At 65.0% G+C, this 15,485-nt stretch carries 13 protein-coding genes and 1 pseudogene; 6 read left to right on the top strand and 8 right to left on the bottom strand.

From position 1 onward, the window contains the following. Positions 1-119 precede the first annotated feature (119 nt). Positions 120-593, top strand: a complete 474-nt coding sequence (gene ybaK, locus EAV90_RS13580; RefSeq protein WP_129143612.1) for a Cys-tRNA(Pro) deacylase — start codon at positions 120-122, stop codon at positions 591-593. A 9-nt stretch (positions 594-602) separates the two neighbouring features. Here ybaK and EAV90_RS13575 read toward each other — a convergent pair whose 3' ends face one another. Further along, entirely contained in the window at positions 603-1,286 is a 684-nt protein-coding gene (locus tag EAV90_RS13575; RefSeq protein WP_122405076.1) for a GntR family transcriptional regulator, read from the bottom strand. A gap of 151 nt (positions 1,287-1,437) precedes the next feature. On the opposite strand from EAV90_RS13575, the gene tcuA reads away from it, so the two are divergent. Both tcuA and tcuB read left to right on the top strand, forming a co-directional pair. Beyond that, positions 1,438-2,829 (top strand): FAD-dependent tricarballylate dehydrogenase TcuA, encoded by a 1,392-nt coding sequence (tcuA, locus tag EAV90_RS13570; protein WP_129143611.1) that lies wholly within the window; start codon positions 1,438-1,440, stop codon positions 2,827-2,829. After that, a complete protein-coding gene (gene tcuB, locus EAV90_RS13565) occupies positions 2,816-3,916 on the top strand; it encodes a tricarballylate utilization 4Fe-4S protein TcuB (protein ID WP_129143610.1) in 1,101 nt (366 codons plus the stop codon). Before tcuA ends, tcuB begins: the two co-directional genes overlap by 14 nt. 86 nt (positions 3,917-4,002) lie before the next feature. Here tcuB and pncB read toward each other — a convergent pair whose 3' ends face one another. After that, positions 4,003-5,307, bottom strand: a complete 1,305-nt coding sequence (pncB, locus tag EAV90_RS13560; protein ID WP_129143609.1) for a nicotinate phosphoribosyltransferase — start codon at positions 5,305-5,307, stop codon at positions 4,003-4,005. Positions 5,308-5,450: 143 nt separating this feature from the next. Further along, on the bottom strand, positions 5,451-6,371 hold the full coding sequence (locus EAV90_RS13555; protein ID WP_164936906.1) for a LysR family transcriptional regulator: 921 nt from the start codon (positions 6,369-6,371) through the stop codon (positions 5,451-5,453). A 102-nt stretch (positions 6,372-6,473) separates the two neighbouring features. Between EAV90_RS13555 and pcaH the strand changes: the two genes are divergently transcribed. Continuing rightward, positions 6,474-7,262, top strand: a complete 789-nt coding sequence (gene pcaH, locus EAV90_RS13550) for a protocatechuate 3,4-dioxygenase subunit beta (protein ID WP_129143607.1) — start codon at positions 6,474-6,476, stop codon at positions 7,260-7,262. A gap of 5 nt (positions 7,263-7,267) precedes the next feature. Continuing rightward, entirely contained in the window at positions 7,268-7,894 is a 627-nt protein-coding gene (gene pcaG, locus EAV90_RS13545; RefSeq protein WP_122405070.1) for a protocatechuate 3,4-dioxygenase subunit alpha, read from the top strand. Between the two features lie 24 nt (positions 7,895-7,918). Here the strand turns inward: pcaG and EAV90_RS13540 are convergent, their stop codons facing one another. Further along, the gene (locus EAV90_RS13540) at positions 7,919-8,530 is read right to left on the bottom strand and encodes a LabA-like NYN domain-containing protein (protein ID WP_129143677.1); all 612 of its coding nucleotides are present in this window, start codon (positions 8,528-8,530) and stop codon (positions 7,919-7,921) included. 361 nt (positions 8,531-8,891) lie between these two features. Continuing rightward, entirely contained in the window at positions 8,892-9,797 is a 906-nt protein-coding gene (locus EAV90_RS13535; protein ID WP_129143606.1) for a helix-turn-helix domain-containing protein, read from the bottom strand. Positions 9,798-9,847: 50 nt separating this feature from the next. On the opposite strand from EAV90_RS13535, the pseudogene pobA reads away from it, so the two are divergent. After that, a pseudogene (gene pobA / locus EAV90_RS13530) lies at positions 9,848-11,021 on the top strand (4-hydroxybenzoate 3-monooxygenase). 85 nt (positions 11,022-11,106) lie between these two features. On the opposite strand, the gene EAV90_RS13525 reads toward pobA, so the two are convergent. The 3 genes from EAV90_RS13525 to EAV90_RS13515 all read right to left on the bottom strand — a co-directional run bounded on the left by EAV90_RS13525 (position 11,107) and on the right by EAV90_RS13515 (position 15,255). Continuing rightward, positions 11,107-13,254, bottom strand: coding sequence for an adenylate/guanylate cyclase domain-containing protein (locus EAV90_RS13525; RefSeq protein ID WP_129143605.1), 2,148 nt, complete (start codon positions 13,252-13,254; stop codon positions 11,107-11,109). A 19-nt stretch (positions 13,255-13,273) separates the two neighbouring features. Then, positions 13,274-13,942 (bottom strand): hypothetical protein, encoded by a 669-nt coding sequence (locus tag EAV90_RS13520; RefSeq protein WP_164936905.1) that lies wholly within the window; start codon positions 13,940-13,942, stop codon positions 13,274-13,276. Positions 13,943-14,127: 185 nt separating this feature from the next. After that, on the bottom strand, positions 14,128-15,255 hold the full coding sequence (locus tag EAV90_RS13515; protein WP_129143603.1) for an HD domain-containing phosphohydrolase: 1,128 nt from the start codon (positions 15,253-15,255) through the stop codon (positions 14,128-14,130). Positions 15,256-15,485: the final 230 nt, after the last annotated feature.

Below are 15,485 nucleotides of genomic sequence, written 5' to 3'. Positions count from 1 at the left end.
CGCATCTGCACCCACACCGTCATTGCGAGCGAAGCGAAGCAATCCAGACTGCCTCCGCGGCAAGATTCCGGGTTGCTTCGTCGCTTCGCTCCTCGCAATGACGGTGGTAAATACCGTTTATGTCCAAAGTCACCCCCGCCACACGTGCGCTTGGCGCCGCCGGTGTTGCCTTCACCGTTCACACCTACGACTATGATCCCGACGCCGAGAGTATCGGGCTTCAGGCGGCCGCTGCCCTTGGCGAGGACCCGGCGCGCGTCCTGAAGACGCTGATGGCGCTGGTCGATGGCAAGCCGGTCTGCGTGGTCGTGCCGTCCGACCAGGAGGTCTCGATGAAGAAGCTGGCGGCGGCGGCGAGCGGCAAGTCGGCGCAGATGATGAAGCCGCCCGAGGCCGAGCGCGTCACCGGCTACAAGGTCGGCGGCATCAGCCCGTTCGGGCAGCGGCGGACGGTGCGCACCGTGGTCGAGCAGAGCGCGCTCGCCCATGACCTGGTCTATCTCAACGGCGGGCAGCGCGGCTTGCAGGTGCGGCTGAAGCCCGGTGACGTCAGGGAAGTTTTGAAGGCGGTCGTCGCGGACGTGCTGGCGTGAGCGTCTCGGCTATTGCTTCTGCAGCAGCTTGAGCCGGCAGCGCAGCGCTTCGCGGATGTGTGCGCGCGCCAGCTGCTCGGCCTTGTCGCCGTCGCGCGCGGCGATCGCGTCGATGATAGCCTGATGCTCGGCGTGGCTGGTCGAAGGGCGGCCCGATACGGTGAAGGTGGTCGGGCCGAGCAGGGCGATCCAATCCTGCAATTCCCGCGAAGCGTTGTCGAGATAGCGGTTGCGTGCGGCGCGGCAGATGGCCTCGTGGAAGGCGCGGTTGAGCCGCGCCATTTCGGCTGCGTCTCTCGCGGATGTCTCGACAAAGGCCTGCTCGATATCGCAGAGCGCGTCGATCTCCGTCATTGAAGCGTGCGCGGCGGCGAGGCGCGCGGCAGCGCCTTCCATGATCTCGCGCATGGCGTAGAGCTCGAGCACCTCGGAGATGTCGAGATTGCGGACGATCAGCCCGCGGCCGCCGGCGGGCGCGACGAAACCGCGCGCCGCGAGCCGGCCCAGCGCTTCCCGCACCGGCGTGCGGCTGACCTTGAGCCGCTGCGCCACTTCCTCCTCGCGCAGGCGGTCGCCGGCGCGGTAGCTGCCGGCCTGGAGCGCCTCGCACAGTGAGCGGAACACGGCTTCGCCCAGCGCCACGCCGGCGCCGCGCGAAACCGATCCGCCTGTCTTTGCCGGGCGTCTGGCCATGATCCCTCGATGCGCATCCTGCCCATGCAGAGATGCCGCTTGCGCCTGTTATGTATATCTTTGTATACAAAAGTACGCAATGGCGGATCGGCGGCAATCGAGCCCGCCGGCCGGCAGAATGTCTCCAACTTCGTCGCATCGGGCAGACGGCATGGGCAGCAAATACGACGTGCTGGTGATCGGAGGCGGCAACGCGGCCCTGTGTGCGGCGATCAGCGCACGGCGCGGCGGCGCCTCGGTGCTCGTGCTCGAAGGTGCGCCGAAGTTCTATCGCGGCGGCAACACCCGCCACACCCGCAACATGCGCTGCGCCCACGATGCGGCGACCGAAATCCTGACTGGCCCCTATACCGAACAGGAATTCTGGGAGGACCTGCTGCGCGTCACCGGCGGGCAGACCGACGAGGAGCTGGCCCGTCACATGATCCGGGAGTCCAAGGACATCCTGAACTGGATCGTGGAGCAGGGCGTGCGCTGGCAGCCCTCGCTGGGCGGCACGCTGAGCCTCGGCCGCACCAACTCCTTCTTTCTCGGCGGCGGCCGGGCCATGCTGAACGCGTTGTATCTCACGGCCGAACGGCTCGGCGTCGAGGTCGAATACGACGCCGAGGTCATCGACCTCGTGATCGAGGATGGCATGTTCCTCGCCGCGCGCCTCAAGCGGCCGGTCAAGGGCGAGACCGAGATCCGCGCGACTTCGCTGGTCGCGGCGGCTGGCGGCTTCGAGGCCAACGTCGAATGGCTGAAGCGATATTGGGGCGAGGCTGCCGACAATTTCCTGATCCGCGGCACCCCCTATAATCGCGGCTCGATCTTGAAGCTGCTGCTCGACAAGGGCGTGCAGGAGGTCGGCGATCCCACGCAATGTCATGCGGTCGCGATCGACGCCCGCGCGCCGAAATTCGACGGCGGCATCATCACGCGCCACGACTCCGTCGTGTTCGGCATCGTCGTCAACAAGCATGCCCAGCGCTTCTACGACGAGGGCGAGGACATCTGGCCGAAGCGCTACGCGATTTGGGGCCGCCTGGTCGCGGCGCAGCCCGACCAGATCGCCTACATCATCTTCGATTCCACCGTCGTGACGAGCTTCATGCCGACGCTGTTTCCGCCGATCGCCGGGCAGAGCGTCGCCGAGCTTGCCGGTAAGCTGGAGCTCGATCCGACCGCGTTGGAGAAGACCATCACTGAATTCAACGCCGCGGTGCGGCCCGGCACGTTCGATCACACCATTCTGGACGACTGTCGCACAGAGGGCATAACGCCACCCAAGACGCACTGGGCGCGCAAAATCGAAACGCCGCCTTATCTCGCCTATCCGGTGCGACCCGGCATCACCTTCACCTATCTCGGCACGCGCGTGAACAAGGAGGCGCGGATGCTGATGAAGGGCGGCAAGCCATCAAGCAACATGTTCGCCGCCGGCGAGATCATGGCCGGCAACGTGCTCGGCCAGGGCTATGCGGCCGGCATGGGCATGACCATCGGCAGCGTGTTCGGGCGGATCGCAGGACGGGAAGCGGCGGAACATGCACGGAACTAGGATTTTGGACGAAGCCGACCGTCTGATGACGGTCTGCAATTCCTGTCGCTATTGCGAGGGTCTGTGCGCGGTATTTCCGGCGATGGAGATGCGGCGCGCCTTCTCCGACGGCGACCTCAACTATCTCGCCAATCTCTGCCATGCCTGCGGCGCCTGCTACGTCGACTGCCAGTTCTCGCCGCCGCACGAGTTCAACGTCAACGTTCCCAAGACGCTTGCGGTCGCACGCGCGGAATCCTATGCGGCCTATGCCTGGCCGCGCATGCTGTCCGGCGCCTTCGCGCGCAACGGCCTCCTCATCAGCATCATCGCCGCGCTGAGCATGGCGGCCTTCATCCTCGGCTTCGCCGTGCTCAACGATCGCAGCGTGCTGTTCGGCGTCAACACCGGGCCGGGTGCGTTCTACAAATTGATGCCGCACAATGCGATGGCTGCGCTGTTCAGCGCCGCACTTCTCTATGCCATCCTGGCCCTCGCCATGAGCGTGCGCGCGTTCTGGCGCGATATTGGTGCGCCGATCGGCGGCCGCGTCGATGGCGGCTCGATGTTCCAGGCGATCCGTGATGCCGGCGAGCTGCGCTATCTCCATGGCGGCGGCGTCGGCTGCTACAACGAGGACGACCGTCCGACGGACCGGCGCAAGCTCTATCATCATCTGACGTTCTATGGCTTCCTGCTCTGCTTTGTCGCGACGTCGGTGGCGACGCTGTATCACTATCTCTGGGGACGCGAGGCGCCGTATCCGTGGTGGGATCTGCCGGTCGTGCTCGGCACGCTCGGTGGCATCGGTCTGATCATCGGGCCGATCGGCCTGTTCATGGCCAGGATGCAGCGCGATCCGGCGCTGCTCGACGAGAGCCGCTACGGCATGGATGTCGGCTTCATCGCCATGCTGTTCCTGACCGGTTTCACCGGGATGCTGCTGCTGCTCCTGCGCGAGACTGGCGCGATGGGCCCGCTGCTCGCGCTGCATCTCGGTGCGGTGTTTGCTCTGTTCATCACCATGCCCTACGGCAAGTTCGTGCACGGCATCTATCGCTTCGCCGCGCTGGTGCGTTACGCGCAGGAGCGGCGAACGGCGGCATGACCGGCGAACCCGCTCGCCGTCTTACGCCACCTCGCGCTCCGGCGCGGAAGCCTGCTCGCGGGCCATCGCCGTCGCCGTGACGTGCTCTACACCAGCACCGGCTTGCGCACGCGGCCGGCGTCGCCGAACACGCGCAGGTAACGCTCGATCTCCGAGGGAAGGCCGGTCGCTTTCTCCGGATTGTCGGAGAGCTTGACGGCCGGATGGCCGTCCACCGACGAGACCTTGCAGACCAGCGAGATCGGATCGAGATCGAACGAGCCATCCGGCGTGCAGCCGACGAAGTCGTTGGTGAGGTTGGTGCCCCAGCCGAAGGAGAGCCGCACGCGACCGGCGAAGTGATGATAGGTCTCCTCGATCGAGCCGACGTCCATCGCGTCGGAAAAGACGAGGAGCTTGTCCTTGGGGTTGCGGCCCTTCTTCTGCCACCAGGCGACGATCTCCTCGCCGGCCTGGATCGGCGGCGCGCTGTCGGGGCGGAAGCCGGTCCAGTCGGCGACCCATTCCGGCGCATCGCGCAGGAAGGCCTTGGTGCCGAAGGCGTCGGGCAGCGCGATCAGGAGGTTGCCGCCATAGGTCTGGCGCCACTGGTCGAGAATCCGGTAAGGCGCCCAGCGCAATTCCTCGTCGTCCCTGGCGAGCGCGGCTGCGACCATCGGCAGCTCGTGTGCGTTCGTGCCGATCGCTTCGAGATCGTTGTCCATCGCGAGCAGCACGTTGGAGGTGCCGATGAAGGATGAGCCCAGGCCTTCCTTCACCGCCTCGACGCACCAGCGCTGCCAGAGGAAGCCGTGACGGCGGCGGGTGCCGAAGTCGGAGAGCCGCAAGTTCTCCAGCTTGCGCAGCCGCTCCACCTTGGTCCACAGCTTGGCCTTGGCGCGGGCATAGAGCACGTCGAGCTCGAAGCGGCCGCGGCCCTTCATCGCCGCGCGCGAGCGCAGCTCGTTGAGGATCGCAAGCGCCGGAATTTCCCACATCGTGGTGTGGGTCCAGGGGCCATGGAAATGCAGCTCGTACTGGCCTTCGACCTTGCGCAGCTCGTACTCAGGCAAACGGAATTCCGCCAGCCAGCGGATGAAGTCCGCCGAGAACATATGAGTCTTGCCGTAGAAGGTGTTACCGGCGAGCCAGATCAGCTCTTTCTTGCTGAAGCGGATGGTGCGGGCGTGGTCGAGCTGGGCGCGCAGCTCGCCCTCGTCGATGATCTCGGCGAGCCGCACATGGCGCGAGCGGTTGATGACCGAGAAGGTCACCTGCTGACTCGGGTAATCCTCCCGAATCATCTGTAACATCAATAGCTTGTAGAAGTCGGTATCAAGCAGGCTGCGGATGATGGGATCCAGCCGCCAGCTGTGATTGTAGGTCCGGCTCGCAATGTCGGTCACTGTCATGAGCGGATTTTAGCGCGGCTCCCCTTGCGCAACCAGTGGGTTTGCGAAGGGCAGTCTTGCAGACGACGGCACCTGACATCAGGACTTGATATCAGGGCTCGATGTCAGGGCTCGATATCGGGGCTCGATGTCAGGACTCGATGTCAGGACTTGGCGGCCGTCGCCGCGACGGCCTCGAGCTGGCTCCTGACCCAGCGGTGGGCCGGGTCTTTCTGGTAGCGCTGGTGCCAGACCATGAACATCGGCAACTCGGCCAGGGTCCGCGCGCGGGACGCCAGCGGTATCGGCGTTTGTCCAAAACCGCGCATCACGCCGGATGCGAGCAGGCTCGGCATGCTCGCAAGCATCTGCGAGCCGCGCAGGAACGACGGCACGCCGGAGAAGCTCGGCACCGAGATCGCGATGTCGCGATGGAGCCCGTTGGCTGCCAGCCGGCGATCGAAGTCGAGCCGCTCGTTGTCAGTATAGACCACGGTGATGTGACGCGCCGCGAGATAAGTGTTGCGGCTGGCCGGCGCGGCACGCGCCTTTGCGTCGTAGTAGCAGACGTAGTGATCTCTCAGCAGCCGTTTCTGCACGATGTCGACGCCGGATGGCGGCAGCGGGGTGATCAGGAGGTCGCAGCGGTTCTCGCGCAGCATCGCCGGCGAAGGCGATTGCGAGGGAATCACGCGCAGGTTCAAGCTCTTCACTTGTGCGGCGACGTGGTCGAAGAACCGTGGCAGCAACAGGTCGCGCTGGAAGTCGTTGGCGGCGATCGTCAGCGACAGCTGGGCCTGGGCCGGCGCGAAGCTGACGCCGCCGGCAAAGCTGCGCATCTCATCGATCAGCGCGCGTGCCTTGCCGGCCAGCGCCTGGGCATGAGCCGTCGCAACGATGCCACGGCCGGACTTGGCGAACAGCGGATCGCCCGCGATGCGCCGCAGCTTGTTCAGGGCGTGGCTGACCGCAGATTGCGTCAGGCCGAGCCGCGTGGCCGCCGCCGTCACCGAACCTTCCTCCAGCACGGCTAGGAACAGTTCGAGGGCGTGGCCGTCGAGAGCCAAATGATCGATTTTCTTCATGAAATATATTATAATCGATCTATTTATCTGTGGAAAAGTCCGGCCCATGATCTCCCGATAAGCCGCGCCCGGACCTGGGCGCTTCAGGGAGAGACAACGCCGATGAATGCCCAGGCGCCAGCCTTGCGGGATCCCCGCCTCAACCGACCCGAGCCCTTTACGCCGCCGCTCGGCGACGGCGGCTTCTTTCAGCGCGACCGTTCCATTCATCCGCCGGCGCATGCGCCGGGGTACAAATCCTCGGTGCTGCGCTCGCCGCGCCAGGCGCTGCTGTCGCTGGAGAACTCGATCTCGGAGATCACCGGGCCGGTGTTCGGGCACAATGATCTCGGCCCGCTCGACAATGATCTGATCCGCAATTACGCCAAGGACGGCGATCCGGTCGGCGAGCGCATCATCGTCCATGGCCGCGTGCTGGACGAGACCGGCCGCGGCGTTCCGAACACTCTGGTCGAGTTCTGGCAGGCCAATGCCGGCGGCCGCTACCGGCACAAGAAGGACACCTATGTGGCGCCGATCGACCCGAATTTCGGTGGCTGCGGCCGCGCGCTCACCGATGACACCGGCTACTACTACTTCCGCACCGTGAAGCCGGGGCCCTATCCCTGGCGCAACTACGTCAACAGCTGGCGCCCCGCTCACATCCATTTCTCGGTGTTCGGCTCGGGCTTTGCCCAGCGCTTGATCACGCAGATGTATTTCGAGGGCGATCCCCTGATCCCGGTCTGCCCGATCCTGACGACGATCCCGGACAAGGATGCACTCGACCGCCTGGTGGCGCCGCTCGACCTCAACGCCTCGACGCCGTTCGACTCGCTGGCCTACCGCTTCGACATCGTCCTGCGTGGCCAGCGCTCCACCTATTTCGAAAATCGCACCGCGGGGAACTAAAACCCATGCCGCAGCCGCTCAACTATCTCAAGGAAACCGCCTCGCAGACCGCCGGGCCCTACGTCCATATCGGCCTGATCCCGGCGATGGCCGGCTTCGACATCTTCGAGAAGAATTTCTCCAACGTGCTGGTGACGCCGAATACCAAGGGCGAACGCATCACGCTGGAGGGCAGGGTGCTCGACGGCGCCGGCACGCCGTTGCGCGACGTGCTGCTGGAGATCTGGCAGGCCAATGCGGCCGGCCGCTACAACCATCCGGCCGACCGTTCGGCCGGTGCGCTGGAGGAAGAGTTTCGCGGCTGGGGCCGCGCCGGCTCCGACTTCGACAGCGGCCTCGTCACCTTCGAGACCATCAAACCGGGCGCGATCACCGACAGGACTGGGCGCAAATGCGCGCCGCACGTCAATCTCTGGATCGTCGCGCGCGGCATCAATATCGGTCTCAACACGCGGCTCTATTTCTCGGACGAAGAGGCCGCCAATGCCGCCGATCCCGTGCTCAACCTGATCGAGCAGCCGGCCCGGCGCGCGACGCTGATCGCAAAGCGCAGCGAGCGTGCCGGCAAGATCGTGTACACCTTCACGATCAATCTGCAGGGGCCGGAAGAGACGGTGTTCTTCGACGTGTGAGTATCCTGCGGTCGTCTCGCAGGGTCACTCGACCCGGTCGTCGCGCTTGATCGTTCCGCGCGCGAGGAATTGCTGCGGCTGCCGCAGCTCGCGCGATCCCGTGCGCTCGACCGGATCTCGTCCCAGCTTTGGTCTCAGTTCGGCCAAATCCATGAAGACGTCCGCCTGCCGGCGCAAGTCGTCGGCGACCATGGGGGGCTGAGTGGACAGTGTGGAGACGACCGTCACGCGGACACCGCGGCGTTGCAAGGCCTCAACCAGCGAACGGAAATCGCCATCGCCCGAGAACAACACGATCTGGTCGACGTGCGGGGCGAGCTCCATCGCGCTTACGGCGAGGTCCACATCCATGCGGCCTTTCACCTTGCGGCGGCCGGTCGTGGCGTCGACGAATTCCTTGGTGAGCTTGGTGACGACGGTGTATCCGTTGTAGTCGAGCCAGTCGATCAACGGGCGGATCGACGAAAATTCCTGATCCTCGATGAGGGTCGTATAGTAGAAGGCCCGAAGCAGCGTACCTCGGCTTTGAAATTCGCCGAGCAGGCGTCTGTAATCGATGTCGAAGCCGAGCGCCTTGGCGGTGGCATAGAGATTGGAGCCGTCGATGAAGAGCGCGATCTTCCCAAACGAAGACATTGTGCACAAATCCCCAGTTCGACACGAAAGCTGACCGTCCAGCCGGAATGGCTCGGTGTGTCGGCCGGAAAATACTGAAGGCGCCGATGGCTTGCCTAAAAAGCGGCGCAGACGACCGGACAGGGTTGGCCGCCTTGCGCCGAGGTTAGGGAGGTTCCATGCCACCAGCGCCAGGGCGCCGAATGCAGTCACGCTAAGGCGTTCGCATCCCCTGCTCAATTGTACGGAGGTAAAGGGCCTCTATCCAAAGGATGGGACGCCATATACGAAGGTAAGTGGCCGCGAAGACGCCGGATTGAGGCGGTCGGCGCGCACCGCGGCCTAGTAGAATGCGACGCTTGCAGGTTTGGCTTCCGGGGCCTCAGCTTTCGCTGCCATGGAGCTGCGCGCGGAAGGCGCGCGGCGATACGCCCGTGGCTGCGGCGTAGACCCGGCTGAAATAGGCAGGATCCTCGAAGCCGAGCGCGTAGGCGATCGTCGAGACCGGCAGGTTGGTGTAGACGAGGTTGCGTCGCGCCTCGCGGATCAGGCGATTGAGGATGAGATGCGAGGCGGTGTCGCCGGTCGCCGCCCGCGTGATCCGGTTGAGATGCGTCGGGGACACCGACAGCGCCTTGGCATAATCGGCGACTCTCCAGCGCTCCAGGTGGTGCTGCTCCAGCAGTGCCTCGAAGCGGCGGAATAATCCGCTTTCTGCCGTACCGCTGCCGCCGCACTCGCCCGTGAGTGCGCGTGCCACGAGCCCGATCATGGCCGCCGACAGGGCGCGGAGCACGTGCGCACGGCCGAAATGGCGAGCGGCGTGTTCGGCGAAGATCTGCTTCATGATGGCGCGGATCTGCGGCGTGCCGCGCACCACGCCCGATTGCGACAGGACACCGCGCAGGCCCTCGGCCGAGAGCAACGCCTCATCCAGAATCTCCGCCGCGATCGTCAGTACCCAGCCCTGGGTACCGGGCACGAAGCGGAAGCCATGGACGTGGCCGACAGGCACGTTGACGATCTGCATCGGCCTCAAGGGCACCAGGCGCCCGTCGAGTGTCGCCTCGCCGCCGCCGCGCTCGATCAGCAGCACCTGGTGCAGCCGGGCATGGCGGTGCACGGCCAGCGTCCAGTCGTGCAGCACCGAGCGGGACGCGATCGTCTCGCAATGCACGACATCCGGCAGATCGCCGGACTCGCCGAACAGATTGTAGACCCGGATCGGCGGAGCAGGGGCGGCATTCTTCATGTTCGAATAGTACAAGACAATGACGAAACCCTCCATCGGTTTGCGGCGCCGATTCTGCAAAAAAGTAGCGACGGGAGGATGCAAAAATGAAAGTTCAGGTCTGTATCATCGGCGGCGGGCCGTCCGGGCTGCTGCTGTCCCAGCTGCTGCACCTCAAGGGCATCGATACGGTCGTGCTGGAGAAATACAGCCGCGATCACGTGCTGGCCCGGATCCGCGCCGGCGTGCTCGAGCACGGCTTTGCGAAACTGATGCGCGAGGCGCAATGCGGCGAGCGGATGGACCGCGAGGGCGAGATCCATCGTGGGTTCGAGATCGCCCATGACGGCATGCTGTCCCATATCGACCTGCACAAGCATTCCGGCGGCAATTCGGTGCTGGTCTACGGCCAGACCGAGCTGACGCGGGACCTGTACGAGGCCCGCGACCGGCTCGGCGGCAAGGTCGTGCACAACGCCGAGGATGTGACCCCGCACGATCTGACATCCGACCGGCCCTATGTGACGTATCGCTCGAACGGTGAAACGATCCGCGTCGATTGCGACTACATCGTCGGCGCCGACGGCTTCCATGGCGTCAGCCGCAAGTCGATCCCGAAGGACGTGCTGCGTGAATATGAAAAGGTCTATCCGTTCGGCTGGCTGGGGGTGCTGTCGCGCACGAAACCGGTGTCGCCCGAGCTGATCTATGTGAAGCACGCGCGCGGCTTTGCGCTCTGCTCCCTGCGCTCGCAGGTGCTCAGCCGCTACTACATCCAGGTGCCGCTGACCGACAAGGTGGAGGACTGGAGCGACGATGCGTTCTGGGCCGAGCTGAAGCGCCGCCTGCCGGAGGAGGTCGCGGGGCCGCCTGATCACGGGGCCGTCGATCGAGAAGAGCATCGCGCCATTGCGCAGCTTCGTCGCCGAGCCGATGAGCTATGGCCGGCTCTTCCTCGCCGGCGATGCCGCCCACATCGTGCCGCCGACCGGCGCGCGCGGCCTGAACAGCGCCGCCTCCGACATCTACTATCTCTACCATGCCATGCTCGCGCACTATCAGCACGGCGACGATTCCGTCCTCAAAGGCTATTCCGCCAAGGCGCTGGCGCGGATCTGGAAGGCGCAGCGCTTCTCCTGGTGGATGACGATGCTGCTGCACCGCTTCCCCGACCGGATCGAATATGAGGATCGGCTGCAACACACGGAGCTGGACTATCTGCTCTCGTCCGAGACAGCGCAGCGCCTGCTCGCGGAGAATTACGTGGGCCTGCCGTTCTAGGGAGCGCTCTCGCAAGATGCGTGCTGCCATCCCTTCTTCCCTTGTGGAAGAAGGTGGCGCGATGCGCCGGATGAGGGGTTCTGCGCTACTTCCCTTCCAGGATATTGACCGGTGTCCAACCCGACGGCGTTGGACTTGCCGCAAGCGCTCTCGCGCGTTTTTCGAACAATGCCGACGCCGCATCGGTCTCTGCCGTCTTTCCGAACGCATCCGCCGCCTTCGCAAACTCCCTTGCCCGCCAGCACGTCAGCCCCTCTGCATACGCGGCGGCGACCTTTGCCTGCGCGGCGGTTTCCGCGCCCATCTCCGCCAGCGGCTCGAACACCCTGATCGCCTCGCCGCGTCCCATCACCCTGATGGCATCGAGCTCGCGCCAGGCGAAGGTGTCGCCGGTCTGCGCGACCGTCGCCTCCGATGCCATGATCGCGGTGCCGTAATATTTGTTGGCGCCTTCGAGCCGCGAGGCGACGTTCACGGTGTCGCTCATCACGGTGTAGTTGAAGCGGCGCCGCGAGCCGATGTTGCCGACCACGGCTTCGCCGCTGTTGAGCCCGATGCGATGCGACAGGCCGTGGCCGGCGAACGCGGGATGGCCGGCATTGAGCTCCGCCAGCTTCCCGTGGCACTTCAGTGCGGCACACACCGCGTTGCGCGCGTGCGCGGGATCGTCGGCGGGCGCGCCGAACATGGCGACGATGGAATCGCCGATATATTTGTCGACGTAACCGCCATGACCCTCGATGATGTCGGTCATGGCGGAGAGATATTCATTCATCAGCGTGACCAGCTCACCGGGCGTCATCGTCTCTGCGATCGAGGAGAAACCGCTGAGGTCGGAGAAGAACATGGTGACATTGCGCATCTCGCCGCCGAGCGCCGGCATCTTGCCGGAGGCGACCATCGTCTCGATCACTTCAGGCGCGAGATAGAGCGCAAAGCTCTTGCGCAGGAAACGCTCGTCGCGGTCGGCCAGCACGAAGCGATAGCCGGTCATCATGGCGAGCGCGGCAAGGCTCGCGAGCGCAGGCTCGGTCAGCGGCAGTGCCAGCGCATGCACGAACACGCCGACGGCCGCGGCCGCGTAAACGGCGGTGAGGGCGAGCCAGGCGATCACCGCACCGAAAGGCGCGAGCATGCAAGCCGCGCAGGCGATGATCACTGCGAACGCAAATGTGAGAATGGTCCGCATGGGAGAGCCGAGCTCGGTCACGGCGTCCTGCTCGATCAGGCTGCGGACCACAGTGGCATGCACGAACACGCCTGCAACGTCGCTGCGGGTCTTCGCGGTGCTGGCAGGGGCGGGCAGCGCGCATCGCGACCCCGGCGAGCCGTCATATCCGCCGGACAGCCGCATCGAGGTGAGCTTGCGATCCTCGAAATTGAGGATGGTGCCGAGCAGCACGACCTTGCCCTCGAAGGCGCGGCGGAAGAAATCACGGTCGCCTTTCTCGACGCAGGCGCGCAGGTCGGCGAATGAATAGGCCGGGACGTCGCGGCCGAGGCCGCGGAAGTTGAGCGTGAGCGTGTTGGGCACCGCGCTGGGGACGGCATAGCCCGACAAGTTCGTCATTCCGGTCGGTCCGATCTCAGGCTTGGCACCGAGGGCGCGCGCGGCAAGCTCGACCGCCATTGCAGGCGCCGGCTGGCCCGCAATGGAAAAGCTCAGCGGCATCCGCCGGATGACGTCGTCACTGTCGGTATGGACGTTGAGCGCGCGGATGTTGTTCTTCGCCGCCAGTTGCTGCGCGCGGTCGGGCCTGTCCGGATGGTCGTTGCTGAGAATCTCGCCCAGCACGAGCTTGCCGCTGTCGGAAAGTCGCCTGAGCGCAATCAGATAGTCCCGGTCAAATCCCTTCATGCGCGCGCCGAGCGGCGCCTCGCCAAAGGGAATCTCGGACTGCTCGATCGAGCTCGGAAAGATGACGTCGAAGCCGATCACCTTGGCGCCGCCCTCAGTGATGCTCCCGAGCACCCGGCCGATCTCGCGCGTCCAGGTCTGCGTCGGCGACCCCTTGAAGGGTGGCGTGTCGTAGGTCTCCCCGTCGATCGCCACCACGACGACGGGTGATGTCGCGGGATCGCGGCGATCGCCAATGATCTTGCCGCGCAGCGCCGTGAGGATGTCGAGGGAGAGACCTTGCAGCGTCTCAAGCGGGGGCGACGTGAAGACCCCGCCCGCAAGGAGCGCGATCAGGATCGCCGCAACCATATCCCGCCTGCCGATCCGCCGCATCGCGCCTTCGCCAGGCTTCCTATTCGAGACGCAGCAGGCGGCCGATGATCGGGGTCGGCGAGGAGGTGGCGCTCGCGTCGATCTGGAAGGTGTAGCGCTTGGCACCGAGAATGGCGAGATAGCTGCCGCCCGGCGTCAGTGCCTTCCCGGCCTTGGCGAAATCATAGAACTTGCCGCCGATCATGGCATCGCCCTTGAGCGGCACGCTGATCGTGGGCTCCTTGCCGTCGGTGCGCTCGATCACCAGCGTGCTGCCGGCCTTGGCTTGCACCAGCGGCGAGACGCCGTAGAGCGTCGGCAGCTTGGCCGGCATGCCCTTCGCGTCCGACCGCATGGTGCGGAAGGTCGTTGCGGCACTCTGGTTCGCCTCGCGCTCGGACAGTTTTGCCGCATTGGTATCGCAGGGCACCTTTTCCCGCTTGACCTCGCCGAGCTGCACGGTGCTCTGCTCGGCGCCGACCAGGACGACACCCTCGCTGATGGTCTCGCGCTGGCAGGATTTGAGGTAGCTGAGCGTGATGCTCGCCTTGGGCCCGAGCTTGATGATCTTGCCCGGCGCCACATAGTCCATGAACGCGATGCCATCGACCTTGCCCTGGACGTCCTCGACGATCGCGGCAGCGGTCTCCGCCAAAGCAGGGGCCGCAACAAAAAACGCGCCGACACAGGCGCCGATCAGGCATTTCATGGGAATTCTCATCCAATTCGACGATGCTCTGGTGCCCCGTCCTGGTTCGATGCCTAGCAGCAGGGCGCCGGGGCAAGTGTGACCAGAATCACTCTTAGCTGTTGGTGCCACTCTAGCAGGAACAGGTTCAAACCGGCGACCGCAGAAAAATGAAGCCGCGGCAAGATGTTCGCGAACTGATCATGTCAGGCGGTCGGCCTCGGCCGATTGGCCGGACGGCTCTCCGCCGCACCCTCCATAGCTGGAACGAGAGGGGACTCGATCCTCTGAAAAGAGGTCGTCCGCTGACCGGCGGCGATCTCGATCACCTCGTCCCAGCGCGACAAGAAAGCCTCGACGCAGGCGGGATCGAACTGCCGGCCCGCGTTCTCAGCGAGGTAAGTCCGCGCCACCTCGAGCGGCATCGGCTCCTTATATGGCCGCCGCGTCGTCAGGGCGTCGAAGACGTCGGCGACTGCGACCACGCGCGCGGCGACCGGGATTTCATCCGCCTTGAGCCCGTTCGGATAGCCCGCGCCGTCCCAGCGCTCGTGATGTCCTGCGGCAATTTGCGCACCGAGCCGGATCAGCTCGCAGCCGGAATCGGCCAGGATTCGCTCGCCGATCGTCGCGTGCGTCCGGATCACCGCCATCTCCTCGTCGGTGAGCTTGCCTGGCTTGAGCAGGATATTGTCGGGAATGGCGACCTTGCCGACGTCGTGCAGCGGCGCGGCGAGATAGATGTCGCGGCAGAGCCGGGCCGGCAGGCCGAGCTGCTCGGCGATGATGCGGCTGTAGCGGGCGACACGCAGCGTATGCTCGCCGGTGTCGTTGTCGCGGTATTCGACCGCGAGCGCGAGCCGCAGGATGATCTCCTCCTCGCGCTCGCCGAGCTTTCGTGTCGCGGCCGCGACTTCGCTGGCCAGGTGCGCGGCGCGATCGTTGAGCTTGCGCACGGCTGCACCGAGCTGAATCAAATTCCGCAGGCGCACCGTCATCTCGACGCTCTGCGGCGCCTTGGGCAGGAAATCGGTTGCACCGGCCTGCAGCGCTTCCATCTTGACGTCATCGGTCTGTCGCGAGGTGATCATCGCGATCGGAATGTCGGAGCAGCCGGCCAAGGTCCGGAAGACACGGATGAAGCTGATGCCGTCCATATGCGGCATCTCATAGTCGACCAGCACCAGATCGAAGACGCGCTCCTGCGCGCAGGCCAGCGCCTCCACGGGATCGAGGAAGGCGGTGGCCTCGACCAGACCTTCGGCCTCGATGTGACGTTTCAGGAAGTTGAGGACGGAGCGACTGTCATCAACCAGGAGCGCTTGGGTCAGCATCGGCGGCCGGGGCTCTCTTCGCTGGCAAAAGCACGGCCCCTTGCATACCGCGCACGATTTAACGCGAAGCAAATGCATCGTGCAGATACGCGGCGATGGGCTTGCGCACCTTGCATGAGATTTCGCCACGCTATGCACGGTTGCAGGCATTCGCGCGAAGTCTTTGGGAATGTGACCCGTAGTTGTACGGAGCCCTCCGTTAGGGGTTTGCTCATCTGATTCGCGTCAAA

The organism is Bradyrhizobium vignae (genome assembly GCF_004114425.1).
In the GTDB taxonomy this organism is placed as follows: Bacteria; Pseudomonadota; Alphaproteobacteria; order Rhizobiales; family Xanthobacteraceae; genus Bradyrhizobium; species Bradyrhizobium vignae.
The sequence above is the reverse complement of the archived record's forward strand: the minus strand, read 5'-3'. Positions and strand labels throughout refer to the sequence as shown.